Origin of the sequence: Sulfitobacter marinus (genome assembly GCF_900116285.1) — a bacterium.
Lineage (GTDB): Bacteria > Pseudomonadota > Alphaproteobacteria > Rhodobacterales > Rhodobacteraceae > Sulfitobacter > Sulfitobacter marinus.
In genome coordinates this window covers 279,744-293,565 of sequence record NZ_FPAJ01000004.1, presented here as the reverse complement: position 1 = coordinate 293,565, position 13,822 = coordinate 279,744, and the positions used below count along the sequence as shown (strand labels likewise).

General features: G+C 57.1%; 14 protein-coding genes. 3 read left to right on the top strand and 11 right to left on the bottom strand.

Annotated features, from left to right (window positions below; genetic code table 11):
- Positions 1 to 105: 105 nt before the first annotated feature.
- Positions 106 to 1,011, bottom strand: a complete 906-nt coding sequence (gene argF / locus BM347_RS12930) for an ornithine carbamoyltransferase (protein ID WP_093916883.1) — start codon at positions 1,009 to 1,011, stop codon at positions 106 to 108.
- 74 nt (positions 1,012 to 1,085) lie between these two features.
- A complete protein-coding gene (locus BM347_RS12925) occupies positions 1,086 to 2,261 on the bottom strand; it encodes an aspartate aminotransferase family protein (protein ID WP_093917077.1) in 1,176 nt (391 codons plus the stop codon).
- A 423-nt stretch (positions 2,262 to 2,684) separates the two neighbouring features.
- Here BM347_RS12925 and BM347_RS12915 point away from each other — a divergent pair, with 423 nt between their 5' ends.
- On the top strand, positions 2,685 to 3,260 hold the full coding sequence (locus BM347_RS12915; protein WP_093916881.1) for a GcrA family cell cycle regulator: 576 nt from the start codon (positions 2,685 to 2,687) through the stop codon (positions 3,258 to 3,260).
- A 74-nt stretch (positions 3,261 to 3,334) separates the two neighbouring features.
- Here the strand turns inward: BM347_RS12915 and BM347_RS12910 are convergent, their stop codons facing one another.
- From BM347_RS12910 to coxB, 9 genes are all read right to left on the bottom strand, one after another.
- Positions 3,335 to 3,919: a GNAT family N-acetyltransferase gene (locus tag BM347_RS12910; protein ID WP_093916880.1), complete on the bottom strand. Its 585-nt coding sequence runs from the start codon at positions 3,917 to 3,919 to the stop codon at positions 3,335 to 3,337.
- Positions 3,919 to 5,181, bottom strand: coding sequence for a M16 family metallopeptidase (locus BM347_RS12905; protein ID WP_093916879.1), 1,263 nt, complete (start codon positions 5,179 to 5,181; stop codon positions 3,919 to 3,921). Before BM347_RS12905 ends, BM347_RS12910 begins: the two co-directional genes overlap by 1 nt.
- Positions 5,178 to 6,566, bottom strand: a complete 1,389-nt coding sequence (gene thrC, locus BM347_RS12900; protein WP_093916878.1) for a threonine synthase — start codon at positions 6,564 to 6,566, stop codon at positions 5,178 to 5,180. The genes BM347_RS12905 and thrC overlap by 4 nt, the downstream gene beginning before the upstream one ends.
- A gap of 8 nt (positions 6,567 to 6,574) precedes the next feature.
- A complete protein-coding gene (locus BM347_RS12895) occupies positions 6,575 to 7,255 on the bottom strand; it encodes an SURF1 family protein (protein WP_093916877.1) in 681 nt (226 codons plus the stop codon).
- Between the two features lie 119 nt (positions 7,256 to 7,374).
- Entirely contained in the window at positions 7,375 to 8,178 is an 804-nt protein-coding gene (locus tag BM347_RS12890; RefSeq protein WP_093916876.1) for a cytochrome c oxidase subunit 3, read from the bottom strand.
- 21 nt (positions 8,179 to 8,199) lie between these two features.
- Positions 8,200 to 8,775, bottom strand: coding sequence for a cytochrome c oxidase assembly protein (locus tag BM347_RS12885; RefSeq protein ID WP_093916875.1), 576 nt, complete (start codon positions 8,773 to 8,775; stop codon positions 8,200 to 8,202).
- Positions 8,775 to 8,951: a cytochrome C oxidase assembly protein gene (locus tag BM347_RS12880; protein ID WP_093916874.1), complete on the bottom strand. Its 177-nt coding sequence runs from the start codon at positions 8,949 to 8,951 to the stop codon at positions 8,775 to 8,777. Before BM347_RS12880 ends, BM347_RS12885 begins: the two co-directional genes overlap by 1 nt.
- Positions 8,948 to 9,886: a heme o synthase gene (cyoE, locus tag BM347_RS12875; RefSeq protein ID WP_093916873.1), complete on the bottom strand. Its 939-nt coding sequence runs from the start codon at positions 9,884 to 9,886 to the stop codon at positions 8,948 to 8,950. The genes BM347_RS12880 and cyoE overlap by 4 nt, the downstream gene beginning before the upstream one ends.
- A gap of 61 nt (positions 9,887 to 9,947) precedes the next feature.
- A complete protein-coding gene (gene coxB, locus BM347_RS12870; protein ID WP_093916872.1) occupies positions 9,948 to 10,844 on the bottom strand; it encodes a cytochrome c oxidase subunit II in 897 nt (298 codons plus the stop codon).
- A 176-nt stretch (positions 10,845 to 11,020) separates the two neighbouring features.
- Here coxB and tldD point away from each other — a divergent pair, with 176 nt between their 5' ends.
- Together tldD and dprA are read left to right on the top strand one after the other, a co-directional pair.
- A complete protein-coding gene (gene tldD / locus BM347_RS12865) occupies positions 11,021 to 12,442 on the top strand; it encodes a metalloprotease TldD (RefSeq protein ID WP_093916871.1) in 1,422 nt (473 codons plus the stop codon).
- A gap of 101 nt (positions 12,443 to 12,543) precedes the next feature.
- The gene (dprA, locus tag BM347_RS12860) at positions 12,544 to 13,707 is read left to right on the top strand and encodes a DNA-processing protein DprA (RefSeq protein WP_093916870.1); all 1,164 of its coding nucleotides are present in this window, start codon (positions 12,544 to 12,546) and stop codon (positions 13,705 to 13,707) included.
- Positions 13,708 to 13,822: the final 115 nt, after the last annotated feature.

Sequence of the window (13,822 nt, the reverse complement as noted above, 5' to 3'; positions counted from 1 at the left end):
CGCCTGGCTGCGGTCAGGTTCTGCATCCCCTACCCTGCGGCCTATTATGGCGCATAAAGTAACACCCCATCGCCCCCTGCATATGCAAGGAGGATGGGGTTTCCATTACTTACCCAAGCACCAGCGCATGATCGATTTTTGCGCGTGTAGCCGGTTTTCAGCCTCGTCAAAAATCACGGAATTGGGTCCATCCATGACAGCGCTTGTCACCTCGTCATCGCGATGGGCTGGCAGGCAATGCATGAACAAGGCGTCAGGTTTGGCCTTGGACATCAGTCCGTCGTTGACCTGATACCCGCGCAATTGGTTGTGACGGCGTTCCCGCGCGGATTGCGGGTCATGCATCGAAACCCATGTATCGGTGACCACCAGATCGGCACCCTCGACTGCTTTATTCGGGTCGCGTTCAGTGGTGTACAGACCGTCCAGCGCAGCCTCGGGATCCAGGGTCGGCGGGCCGGTAAAGACCAGCTCAAAGTCAAAGCTTTTGGCCGCATGGGCAAAGCTGGCAAAGACATTGTTGCCGTCACCGGACCAGACGACCTTTTTCCCTTTGATCGGGCCGCTATGTTCCTCGAAGGTCATAATATCAGCCATGATCTGGCATGGATGGGTGCGGTTGGTCAGCCCATTGATAACCGGCACCGTTGCATATTCGGCCATTTCCAGCAGGGTTGCTTCTTCGAAGGTGCGGATCATGATCAGGTCGACATAGCGTGACAACACGCGCGCTGTGTCGGCGATCGTCTCGCCGTGGCCCAGCTGCATGTCGGTACCGGACAGAACCATGGTCTGGCCGCCCATCTGGCGCACACCGACATCAAAACTGACGCGCGTACGGGTAGATGGTTTTTCGAAGATGAGCGCGACCATATGATCTTTGAGCGGCTGTTCATCGTCGGCTGCGCCGCGCGGACGGCCTTGGCGATTGGCCTTCATTGTGGCGGCATTATCGATGATATCGCGCAGATCAGCAGCGTCGGTTTGGTGAATGTCGAGAAAATTTTGCATAGGTAATTCTTCTGTTTGAAAGGACGGGGGGCCAGCCCCCCGAACCCCCCGGAGTTTATTTGGCAAAATGAAGATCAGGCAGAGGTCAGGCTGCTGGCGGTTTGATCGAGCCGCGCGATCGCTTCGGCGATCTCTTCATCGGTGATTGTCAGAGGCGGTAGCAAACGGATCACATTGTCGGCAGCCGGTACGGTGACGACCTCGTGTTTGTAACCCGCAGCGACCACATCGCTGTTCGTTGCTTTGCATTTCAGACCGAGCATCAGCCCGTTGCCCCGAACGGATTCGAAGACATCAGGATGATTGGCGACGAGACCTTCGAGCTTTTGGCGGATCATGCCAGCCTTGCGGTTCACCTCGGCCAGAAAGGCCGGGTCGCCGACAATATCAATGACCGCATTGCCGACGGCGCACCCCAGTGGGTTACCGCCATAGGTCGATCCGTGGGTGCCTGCCGTCATGCCAGACGCCGCGTCTTGGGTGGCCAGCACAGCCCCCAAGGGGAAACCGCCACCGATGCCTTTGGCAACCATCATGATATCAGGTGTGATCCCTGCCCATTCATGCGCAAAAAGTTTGCCTGTGCGGCCAACGCCGCATTGTACCTCATCCAGTATCAGCAGGATGCCATGTTCATCGCAAAGCGCGCGCATGTCTTTCAGGGTTTGGTCCGGCACGGAGCGAATGCCGCCTTCACCTTGGATCGGTTCGATCATAATCGCCGCTGTGGTATCTGTTATCGCCGCTTTCAGGGCGTCTTCGTCACCAAACTCAAGATGCTTGAACCCCGGCAAAAGCGGGCCAAACCCTTTGGTCATTTTCTCAGAGCCCGCCGCCGCAATACCCGCAGAGGAACGGCCATGAAACGAGCCGGAGAAAGTGATAATCTCCACCCGGTCGGGCTGTCCTTTGTCATAGAAATACTTACGCGCCATTTTCACGGCCAGCTCGCAGGATTCCGTGCCTGAGTTCGTGAAAAACACCGTGTCGGCAAAGCTAAGATCAACGAGTTTATCGGCCAGCGCCTGTTGCTGAGGAATTTGGTAAAGGTTCGACGTGTGCCAAAGTTTGCCCGCCTGCTCTGTCAGGGCAGCGACCAACGCAGGGTGAGCATGGCCCAATGCATTTACGGCAATACCCGCCCCCAAATCCAGAAATCGGCGGCCGTCTTCCTCGATCAACCAGCTGCCTTCGCCTTTGACAAAGCTAAGGGGCGCACGGGAATAGGTCGGCAGAACAGATGGGATCATCGGGATCATCCTTGTGGGGTTGGCCGCATCAAAGCCACAAAAGGCCACGCGAGGCGGAAAGGGTCAATGGATTTTAAGGGGTTTTGCGGATTATTACCGCATATGATCAAACACATCCCTTGATAGGGATAGCGAAGCTAGGTCAGCTTTGGCGTCGTCGCGATATATGTGCTACGCAATTGATCATTCAGCTTTGTTAATGGAAGCGGCCCTTATTGCATAGCAAAACTTTACCGCCCCTCCACTTTTTGGCCCTATCACGGCAAAGCGAACGATTTTGATGTGGTTTTTGGCACCGGTTGGGAACACAAGCCGGTCAAATTCCGCTTCGCCGCTTGCACCCAAGCTGTCAGTGATTAGTATAAGGGCTTGAGATTTTCCAAAGCGGTCCGGGTTGGGCCGCTTTTTAGCTAAGGACGCCAAATGTCTTGGACTGATGACCGCGTAGAAATACTAAAGAAAATGTGGGGCGAGGGCCAATCTGCCAGCCAGATCGCAAAAGAGCTGGGCGGCGTCACCCGTAATGCCGTTATTGGCAAGGTTCATCGCCTGGGCCTGTCGAACCGCACGACGACTGGGGCCGCAGCCCCCGCCGCCGCTGCCCCCAAAGCAGAGACCAAGCCCAAGCCAGCCGCAAAGGCTGCTGCAAAGCCAAAGGCCGAGCCTAAAGAGGAAGAAGTCGAGGCTGCACCCGCGCCACGGCCCAACCTGCCAGCACGTGCCAAGATCATTCCAGCCGGTCAGCCGCTGCCGCCGCAACCCTCAGCCAATGAGATCAGCCCCGAGGCTCTTGCCAAGGTGAGCGAGATCGAAAAGAAATCGAAGAAAATCGGCCTTATGGAACTGACTGAGCGGACCTGTAAATGGCCGGTTGGCGACCCTGCGACAGATGATTTCTGGTTCTGCGGTCTGCCCGTTCAACAAGGCAAGCCCTATTGCGAAGCCCATGTTGGCGTGGCTTTCCAACCGATGAGCGCACGCCGCGACCGCCGCCGGTAAAAAAACCGTTTGAATTAGGATGAGGTAAGGGGGGCTTTGGCCCCCTTTATTTTTGCCCGATAGTGGCGGCAAGACTATCCCGCAGCAGTCTTGCCACGCCGGTCACTACGTAGTTGGGCATAAAGCACATGATTGCGCCAACGGCCGTCGATCTGCAGATAGCTTTGCGCGACACCCTCGTATTTGAAGCCTGTCTTTTCCAGCAACCCGCGCGATGCGACGTTTTCAGGCAGGCAGGCCGCCTCGACCCGGCTGAGGTCCAGCCGCGTAAACGCATGATGTACCGTGGCCTCGATCGCTTCGCGCATATACCCACGGCGCGCGAACCTTTCGCCAGTCCAATAGCCAAGCGTCCCAGCCTGCGCGGGCCCGCGGCGAATGTTATCAAGGGTGATGGCCCCGATCAGCACATTGTCTTTGCGCCGGATCAGAAAAAGCGGCAGCGCCGTGCCCGCCGCCACTGACCGCGAAGCCCAATACACCCGGTTGGTAAACGACTTACGCGACAGATGATCACTGGCCCAAGAGGGCTCCCACCCGGTGAGATAATCAATGCTGTCGGCCCGCAAAGAGGCCCAAGGCCGGAAATCGGAATGAACCGGAGGACGCAAGGTCAGCCGCTCTGTCTCAATCGCGAGTTTCCGTTTGGCCAATAACATCAGGCGGCGCGCCGCTCTTGCAGCGCCTCTAGGGTTGGTGCTGATTCTACCGGACCATATAGGGCCAAGGCGGCCGGCGCGGTTGATGCCATCTGCTGCGCAAAATCACGTACATCGCCTGTGGTAACCGCGTCGATCTGGGCAATGGTTTCTTCCAAGGGAGGGATACGGTCCCAGATCTGCATAAGTCGCGCAAGGCGTTCGGCGCGGTTTGACGGGCTTTCCAGCCCCATAAGCAACCCGGCTTTCATCTGCGCGCGGGCGCGGGCGACCTCGGCGGGGGTCATATCTGACGCCGCGCGCTTCATCTCATCTATAGTGATGCCCGCAAGTTCCGGCAGTTGTTCACCACTGGTGCCCGCATAGATCGTCGTCATACCGGTGTCGGCATAGGCCCCCGCTTGGGCAAAGATCGTATAACATAGCCCGCGGTTCTCACGGATTTCCTGAAACAGGCGGCTCGACATGCCGCCGCCCAGCACGGATGCATAGATTTGCGCGACATAGATATCATCGGCACGGTAGCCCGGCGATTCAAAACCAAGGGCAAAATGGGCCTGCTCAAGCGGTTTGATATGGCGGACTTCTCCGCCTGCAAATCTTGCGGCGTTCACATCGAACAGCGGTTTTGCCGGCATGTCGCCAAACAACTGCTCGGCGAGGCGCACGATCTCGTCGTGATCGACGGCACCGGCGGCAGACAAGATCATCTGCTCAGGCCCGTAATGCTGCGAGATGAATCCAGACAGATCATCGCGTGTGAAATTCGAAACGCGTTCTTGGGGCCCAAGAATGGTACGACCCAACGGCTGATCAGGATAGGCCTCTTCCTGCAACCAATCAAAAATCACGTCATCGGGCGTGTCCAATGCCTGGCCGATCTCTTGCAAGATTACCCCACGCTCGACCTCGATCTCGTTCTTGTCCAAAATCGGATTGCGCAGAATGTCGGCGATCACATCCAACCCAAGAGCCACATCGTTCTCGAGCACCCGCACGTAATAGGCCGTCACCTCGCGCGAGGTATAGGCGTTGATATAGCCGCCAACATCCTCGATCGCTTCGGCGATCTGTAGGGACGTGCGTTTTGCCGTGCCCTTGAACGCCATATGCTCAAGAAAATGCGCGATGCCGTTTTGTTTTGGCGTTTCGTGACGCGCACCCGCCGTCACCCACACCCCGATGGAGGCCGAAGCCAGACCGGGCATATGCTCGGTCACGATGCGAAACCCGTTGGACAGGCGGTGATGTTGCAGGCTCACTGGGCGATGCCCCCTTTGATGATGTCCTTGAGGGCGGCCAGATCGTTGGGCACACGCGTCATACGTTCCTCACGCTCGAACAGGTCAGCCATATGCGGCGGCAATGGGGGGCGCACGCCTGTGGCCGCCTCGACCGCGTCGGGGAATTTCGCCGGATGTGCGGTGGCCAATGTGATCATCGGTGTCGCCGGGTCACGCAGCGCTTGCGCAACGCGAACACCGATGGCGGAATGCGGGCACAGCAATTCGTTGGTGTTGGCATAAAACTCTTTGATCGTGGCCGATGTTTCCTCTTCCGACACGCGGTCAGACTTGTAGGTGTTTTGTAGATCGCGCAAGGCATTGTCGCCCACGTCAAAGCCACCATTCGCGAGATCGGCCATCAAACCATTGATCGCGTCGCTGTCCTGCCCATAGGCGAAATACAACGCGCGCTCAAAGTTCGAGCTGACCTGAATATCCATCGACGGGCTGATTGAGGGATGGACATCGCCCTTGTGATAACCGCCCGTCGTCAGGCAGCGGTGCAGAATGTCGTTCTGGTTTGTCGCCACCACCAGATCGGCAATCGGCAGCCCCATTTCGCGCGCGATGTAGCCCGCAAAGATGTCGCCAAAGTTGCCCGTTGGAACGGTAAAGCTGACCTTGCGATCCAGCGCGCCCATCGCCAGCCCCGCGGTGAAATAGTAAACAACCTGCGCCAGCACACGGCCCCAGTTGATACTGTTCACGCCAGCCAGCTTTACGCTGTCGCGGAATTCATGGTCGTTGAACATATCCTTGAGGCGGGCCTGACAATCGTCAAAATCCCCGTCCAGTGCCAAGGCATGTACGTTGCTTTCCGATGGTGTAGTCATCTGGCGGCGCTGCACGTCGGACACGCGGCCATGCGGGTACAGGATAAACACATCGACATTATCCAAACCGCGAAATGCCTCGATCGCGGCCGACCCTGTGTCGCCAGAGGTCGCGCCCACGATGGTCACGCGCTCGCCCTTGCGCGACAGAACCGCCTGAAACATGTGGCCGATCAACTGCATGGCAAAATCTTTGAAGGCCAGCGTAGGGCCGTGGAACAGCTCCAGCAGGAAATGCCCCTGATCCAACTGCACCAATGGTGCACGGACCGTGTGGTTGAACCCGGCATAGGCTTTGGCGATCAACTGTTTGAATTCGTCATCCGTGAACGTGTCACCGACAAAGGGGCGCATCACTTTGAATGCGACGTCTTCGTAGGAAATCGTCGCCATCTCGGTCAGGCCTTCGCGTGATAAGGTCGGGATCGTTTCGGGCACATAAAGACCGCCGTCACGGGCAAGGCCGGTTAGCAACGCTTCTTCGAAATTGAGAATGGGGGCAGATCCACGAGTAGATACATAACGCATAAGAAAGGTCAGCTTTCGACTTTGGATGCGCCACGGCGGCGCAGGAAAAATAGGCTCATGCCAAGCCAGATGGCGGCAAGAGAGAACCAGGTGATCGCGTATTGCAGGTGATCATTGGGGATACGGGCCGTATCAACAGGCAGGGCGCTTACCCCCGGCGCGCGCAGAGAGCTCGACCGTGCCACCAGCAAGATCGGCAGGGTTTGTAACTGAGCGGCCATTGCATCGACATCGCGGGCGAACCAGATGTTGGCGTTCATGTCCGGCGCAGGGGTAAAGCCGTCGGTCTCTTGGGGCCATTGCAGATTGCCAATGACCGTAGCTGGTCCGATGGCGCGCTCAGCGTCCTTATCTGCGGCAAGGGCGAAGCCACGGTCGACCATGATCTGCCGACCGTCTTGCAATTGGAACGGCGCGATAATGCGGTAGCCGGCACCGATGTCCTTTTGCGAAACCAGCACGTGAATTTCACCATCACCCATGACGCCATCAGCGACAATCGGCAGGTAGGCATCGGTCTGGGGGGCAACGGTTTCAGGCAGTGCAACAGGTGTAGCAGTGATACGCGCGTTTATATCAGCGATGATTGCCTGCTTCCAAGCAAGCCGCTGTACCTGCCAGAACCCAAGCGAGATCAGGATAGCAGCCCCCCCAAGGCCGATAATCAGCAGGAATAGCGTGCGGCGCATACGGCTCTCTTGTGGTTGGTTACCACCGGGGCAACATCAAGACAAAGGCGCGCAAGGTTCCCCCTTACGCGCCTGTTGCTTTTAGTGATTACCTGCCGGTTTGCAAGCAGGCGGAGCGTTTAGATGCCCCACATGTAGACGGCGAAGAAAAGAAACAGCCATACCACATCAACAAAGTGCCAGTACCATGCAGCGGCTTCGAACCCGACATGCTGCTCAGGCGTGAAATCGCCCCGCATTGCGCGGATCAGACACACGCCAAGGAAGATCGTGCCGATAATCACGTGAAAGCCGTGAAAGCCGGTTGCCATAAAGAAGCTGGAGAAAAACAGATCACCGCCAAAGGTCCAATCGTCATGGGCAAGCAGCTCATAGTATTCGTAGGCTTGGAACGCCGTGAACATAAGACCCAGACCAATTGCGACGGCCAGGCCAGTGACCAGGTCTTTGCGGTTGTTTTCATGCACCAAAGCGTGGTGCGCCCATGTGACCGCACAGCCGGACAGCAGCAAAATAAGCGTGTTGATCAGCGGCAGGTGGAATGCGTCAACCGGAATGATATCGGGCTGCACATAGGTCGAGCCCGGGAAAGCATCCATCGGGTACAGGGCTTCTTTGAAGAAGGTCCAGAACCACGCAACAAAGAACATCACCTCGGACATGATGAACAGAATAAAGCCATAGCGCAGACCGATGCGGACAACCGGGGTGTGGTCACCAATCTTGCTTTCGGCCACAACTTCGGACCACCAGCCAAACATGCAGTACAACACGCCCGCCAAACCAGCAAAGAACACGAACGGTGTAATGTCGTGCATCCAGAAAACGATGCCAGCCAGCATGGCACAACCCGCCAAAGAGCTGAGCAGCGGCCATGTCGAGGGCGCTAGAATGTGGTAATCGTGGTTTTTTTCATGGGCCATGGTGGCGTCCCTCACCTTTTCCTAATTCAGGTTTGTCTGGCTGCCTTGGTCAAGGGCGGCATATCCCTCGGGCAGATCAATCTCATAGAAGGTATAAGATAGTGTAATCGTATGTACATACTTGCCATCAAGGTCCGTGACGATTTCTGGATCGACAAAGAAGCTTACCGGCATCTGAACACGCTCACCGGGGGCAAGCACCTGTTCAGTAAAGCAGAAGCATTCGATTTTCTCGAAGAATGGGCCTGCCGAATAGGGCGTGACATTGTATGACGCCTGCCCGGCGACCGGTTTATCGGTCGGGTTATAGGCCTCATAAAAGGCAAGACCCGTTTCACCGATGCGCAGCTCCATCTCTGTTACGGCAGGTTTGAATTGCCACGGCATGCCCTGATTCAGGCTGCCGTCAAACCGGACCTTGATCGTTTGATCCAAGACATCACCGGCATTGGCGCTGACCTGGCCTGGCGTGCCACCAAACCCGGTAACCTTGCAAAACCAATTGTAGAACGGCACCGACGCCCAAGCCAGCCCGCCCATCAGCAGGACCACTGATACGGTCTGTGCTACGGTTTTTGCTGGGCCGGACATGGCCATCAGTTGCTCTCCTGCGTCTGAATGGCCCCACCGGGCAAATCACCAAAATCAATATTGGTAATCTTAACAAAGGTCAGGGCCATCACCAGAAGGACGAAAGCGCCCAACATCAGACCAATTCCCAGATTGCGGCCACGACGCCGGCTGTGAAGCTCGTGCTCAGCGCGAATGCTCATGACCACCCTCCCAGCCCATAGGGCCGCAATGTGGCCTCGGCCAAAATCGCACCGAAGTGCAAAAAGAGGTACCACAGCGACAATCTGAAAAACTTGCGTTCGACCAGGAAGTTATCGGCCTCGCTGTCATCCTCGTTGCGGTTCCAAATCTTCACCGCACCGATCAAGAACAGCACATTCAACACAACTGCTGTTGCCAGATAGATCGGCCCGCCGATTGATGTGAAACCCGTGCCAATCGCAAGGATCACCAGCAAAACAGTATAGGCAAGGATATGACGGCGCGTAGAGGTGCGGCCATGGGTTACGGTCAGCATCGGCACTTTGGCATCATCATAATCATTGCGCATGAACAGCGCCAACGCCCAGAAATGCGGCGGCGTCCACATGAAGATAAGCGCGAACATCAGCCACGCCTCGACCGAGAAACTGCCCGTTGCGATGATCCAGCCAATGACAGGCGGAAACGCACCAGCAGCCCCACCGATGACGATGTTTTGCGGCGTCGCGCGCTTCAGCCACATGCTGTAGAAAACAGCGTAGAACAGAATTGTGAATAGCAGCATGCCCGCGGCCAGCAAATTCGCGGCCAGCCCCAGCATCATCACCGACAAACCAGACAGCGCGACACCTATGGCCAAGGCCTCGCCCGGCTGGACGCGCCCTGACGGGATCGGGCGCCCTGCGGTGCGGCGCATGATTGCGTCGATATCCGCATCCCACCACATGTTCAAAGCACCAGACGCACCAGCGCCAATCGCCACGAACAAGATCGACGCGAATCCAATCACAGGATGCACGGATACCGGCGCGGCCAACATACCGACCAGCGCCGTGAAAACGACCAGCTGCATCACGCGCGGCTTCAGCAGTGCGAAATAGTCGCCCAGCTGCGACTCATAGTCGCCAGAGGTGGTTGTGCTCGTGTCTGACATGTCAAAAACTCAAATACGGAAGGGCCGGGCCACGCAGCGCGCCCCGGCATCTTACATTTAGTTACTTCGAAGCGACGGTCAAAGGCTGTGCAATACCTGCGTATTCCGCTTTCGCCTCGTTCAGCCATTCTGCGTATGCGGCTTCGGAGACAACCTTGACCGTGATCGGCATGTAGGCGTGCGCGTTGCCGCACAGTTCTGAACACTGGCCAAAGTACACGCCTTCTTTCTCAGCGGTGAACCATGTTTCGGCCAGACGGCCCGGAACAGCATCCTGTTTCACACCAAATGCTGGAATGGCCCAAGCGTGGATCACATCAGACCCTGTGACCTGAACAACAATTGTCTTGCCCACGGGGATCACGACGGCGGTGTCCGTGGCCAAAAGGAACTGCTGCTCGGTATAGCCTGCGGCTTCCAGCTCGGCGACGACCTCGGGTGTTTTACGGTTTTCACCGCCCAAAGCCGGCGCACCGATCATGTAGCTGTCAAAGCCGAAACCTTCGTCGACATATTCGTAAGACCAGTACCACTGGTTACCGATAGCCTTGATGGTCAGATCAGCCTGCGGGATTTCCTGCTGGCGGAAAAGGATCGGCAGCGAATAGGCACCGATCAGCACGAGAATCAAAATCGGCGCAATGGTCCACGCAATTTCAACCGGCGTGTGGTGCGTAAAGGATGCCGAAGTCGGGTTGCGTTTCTTGTTGTAGCGGACCGCGACCCAAAGGATCAGCCCCGTTACAAACAAGGTAATCAGCGTGATGATTACCAAAATCAGATAGTCCAAATCATGGATATCTTGTGCAATGCGGGTTACCGCTGGCTGAAAGCCCATTTCCCCGTCAACCGGTTCCCCGATGATTTCGAGGCCGTCGATGCGAAGGTTCTCCTGCGCCCATGCGGGGACGGCGGAAAAGGCGGCCATGAGACCTGAAAGTTTAAGAAGGTGTTTCATATGTCGTCCTGATCTTGTGACCATTGCTAGCGAATCTTAGCAGCAGGTGCCGTTTTGGGCCACGTGCCGTTGTAATCTCTATGCTTACAATCATATTCTAACTTCAAGATAAAGACTTCTGCTTGTGTCAAACGGACGCGAAGCGATCTTTTTGACACAAATCTGGGAACATCTTGATGAGCCAACCTCGTTTTAACCCTTTTGAGGGTGACCTTGACCGCGACACAGCCCTTGCGATGTTGAAAGATGCCGTTGCGGGTGCCGATGATGGCGAATTGTTTTTCGAACGGCGCAGGTCCGAGGGGCTGATGTTTGATGATGGGCGTCTAAAAACAGCAAGTTATGATGCGTCCGAGGGTTTTGGCCTGCGCGCAGTGCGCGGCGAGGTCGCAGGATATGCGCATTCTTCGCAAATCACCGAATCTGCCCTGCGCCGGGCCGCCGAAACTGCGCGTCTGGCCGTGGGTGATGGCGGCGGCACTTGGGCGGACGGGCCAGTTGCGACCAATCGCCACCTCTATACCGACGAAGATCCGATTGCCGGGGCCACATTTTCCGTAAAAGTTGAAACACTTCGTGAAATTGACGATTTCGCCAGAATTTTGGACAAACGCGTGGTGCAGGTGTCGGCCTCTATATCCGCATCAATCCAAGAGGTTGAGATTCTGCGCCCAGAAGGCACGACCGTCCGCGATATACGCCCGATGACGCGTGTTAACATTTCCGTCATCGTTGAACAGGACGGTCGGCGCGAAAGCGGCACTGCCGGTGGCGGAGGGCGTGTCGGGCTAGATGGCTTGATCGCCCGGTCCGATTGGCAGGCGAAAACCCGCGAAGCGTTGCGGGTTGCGTGCGTTAACCTTGAGGCCGTCCCTGCCCCCGCAGGTATGATGGATGTGGTGCTTGGTCCCGGCTGGCCCGGTATCCTGCTGCACGAGGCGATCGGCCACGGCCTGGAAGGGGACTTTAACCGCAAGGGAACAAGTGCCTTTGCCGGGCTGATGGGCCAGCAGATCGCCGCCCAAGGGGTAACAGTGCTGGATGACGGTACAATCCCCGATCGGCGCGGTTCAATCACCATAGATGACGAAGGCACGCCGTCGGCCAAGAACACATTGATCGAAGACGGAGTATTGGTTGGCTATATGCAAGACCGTCAGAACGCCCGCCTGATGGGGGTGCAATCAACGGGGAACGGCCGGCGCGAATCTTATGCGCATATTCCAATGCCGCGCATGACCAATACCTATATGCTGGGCGGCAACGTGGCCCCAGGTGATATCGTCGCCGACCTCAAGGATGGTATCTATGCGGTCGGATTTGGCGGCGGGCAGGTCGATATTACAAATGGCAAGTTCGTGTTCTCTTGTACCGAGGCCTACCGCGTTCAAAACGGTGTTGTCGGTGCCCCGGTAAAGGGCGCGACATTGATCGGTGACGGGGCAACGGCCCTAAAGCATATCCGCGCCATCGGGAATGATCCGACCCTGGACCCGGGCATGGGCAACTGCGGTAAAGCCGGTCAATGGGTGCCTGTGGGTGTCGGGCAACCAACCTTGATGATTGGCGGACTGACTGTCGGCGGTGCCGCAACATAAAGGGGCCTCCCCGCCCATTTAGCGAAAATGGGCGGGGAACCATTCACGCGTTGTTAACCACCACTACCTATACCTGATTCTGCAACAAGCGGAGATACGGGATGACTGACAAGGACCACAATCCTTCTTCCACTCACCCCCCAATCCCACCCACCTCGGAAGACGAAAGTTTTGACCGTCTTCGTTTGTTGCGCTCGCGCCGGGTCGGCGTAGCAACGTATAAACGACTGCTGACCGAACATGGCACTGCGCAGAATGCGCTGGCCGCGCTGCCGATGGTGGCGCGTGCCGCGGGCGTCCAAAATTACGAAATATGCTCCGAAACCGTCGTTCATGCAGAGCTGCGGGCAGGCAAGGCCGCCGGTGCACGGCTGGTCATGCACGGCACAGCCGATTATCCCGCCATCCTTGCCGAGCTAGATGATGCCCCACCCTTTCTTTGGGTCATGGGCAATGCTGACCTGCTGAACCGCCCCACCATTTCAATGGTGGGCGCGCGCAACGCATCCTCACTGGGTACGCGCATGGCCAAAGCGCTGGCAAAAGGTCTGGGCGAGGCTGGGTATATAGTGGTGTCTGGTTTGGCGCGCGGCATTGATGCAGCCGCCCATCATGCGGCGCTTGGCACTGGTACGATTGCCGTGCAGGCAGGCGGCATTGACGTGATGTATCCAGCCGAAAACACCCAATTGGCCGAGGACATTGCAAAATCAGGCCTTCGGATATCGGAACAACCGATGGGCCTGCAACCGATGGCGCGCCATTTCCCAAGCCGCAACAGAATTATCGCCGGGCTTAGCCGTGCCACAATCGTTGTAGAAGCCGCAGCAAAATCCGGTAGCTTAATCACCGCACGCGACGCGTTGGATCAGGGCCGCGATGTTCTGGCTGTGCCCGGGCACCCTTTTGATGCGCGCGCCGCTGGCTGCAATATGCTGATCCGGGATGGCGCAGGCCTGATCAGAAACACCGCCGACGTGATCGAGGCCTTGGGAAAGGAATGCCAACCCACATCGCACTCCCCTCAAGCGGAGCTTAACCTTACACCCGCCAAAAAACAGGCGACCACGCAAAGAACCCTCAGGGAAACCGCCGCCTTGCATATGCAAATCCTGTCGCGGCTGGGGCCTAGCCCGATCGCCGAAGACCAACTTATCCGGGATTTACAAACCGCCCCGGCCAATGTCGCACCAGTCTTGATTGACCTTGAACTGGAGGGGCAGGTATTGCGCCAGCCCGGAGGTCTGATTTCACGCGCAGGATGACGGGCATCAGACTAACTTGGCCCGTGTCTCCTCATGTCGATTGAACACAAAATCATTAAGCGAAAGCATTCATTACACCGCCTCCCAGAACTGGCCACCCGCAAAACATCCAGCG

Coding starts and splice junctions, on each gene's coding strand:
- BM347_RS12885 (WP_093916875.1), bottom strand. CDS start 8,775: ATGGCCATGTCCGGCCCAGCAAAAACCGTAGCACAGACCGTATCAGTG.
- BM347_RS12910 (WP_093916880.1), bottom strand. CDS start 3,919: ATGTTATTGGCCAAACGGAAACTCGCGATTGAGACAGAGCGGCTGACC.
- cyoE (WP_093916873.1), bottom strand. CDS start 9,886: ATGTCAGACACGAGCACAACCACCTCTGGCGACTATGAGTCGCAGCTG.
- BM347_RS12925 (WP_093917077.1), bottom strand. CDS start 2,261: ATGATCCCATCTGTTCTGCCGACCTATTCCCGTGCGCCCCTTAGCTTT.
- BM347_RS12895 (WP_093916877.1), bottom strand. CDS start 7,255: ATGCGCCGCACGCTATTCCTGCTGATTATCGGCCTTGGGGGGGCTGCT.
- coxB (WP_093916872.1), bottom strand. CDS start 10,844: ATGAAACACCTTCTTAAACTTTCAGGTCTCATGGCCGCCTTTTCCGCC.
- thrC (WP_093916878.1), bottom strand. CDS start 6,566: ATGCGTTATGTATCTACTCGTGGATCTGCCCCCATTCTCAATTTCGAA.
- BM347_RS12880 (WP_093916874.1), bottom strand. CDS start 8,951: ATGAGCATTCGCGCTGAGCACGAGCTTCACAGCCGGCGTCGTGGCCGC.
- argF (WP_093916883.1), bottom strand. CDS start 1,011: ATGCAAAATTTTCTCGACATTCACCAAACCGACGCTGCTGATCTGCGC.
- tldD (WP_093916871.1), top strand. CDS start 11,021: ATGAGCCAACCTCGTTTTAACCCTTTTGAGGGTGACCTTGACCGCGAC.
- BM347_RS12915 (WP_093916881.1), top strand. CDS start 2,685: ATGTCTTGGACTGATGACCGCGTAGAAATACTAAAGAAAATGTGGGGC.
- BM347_RS12890 (WP_093916876.1), bottom strand. CDS start 8,178: ATGGCCCATGAAAAAAACCACGATTACCACATTCTAGCGCCCTCGACA.
- dprA (WP_093916870.1), top strand. CDS start 12,544: ATGACTGACAAGGACCACAATCCTTCTTCCACTCACCCCCCAATCCCA.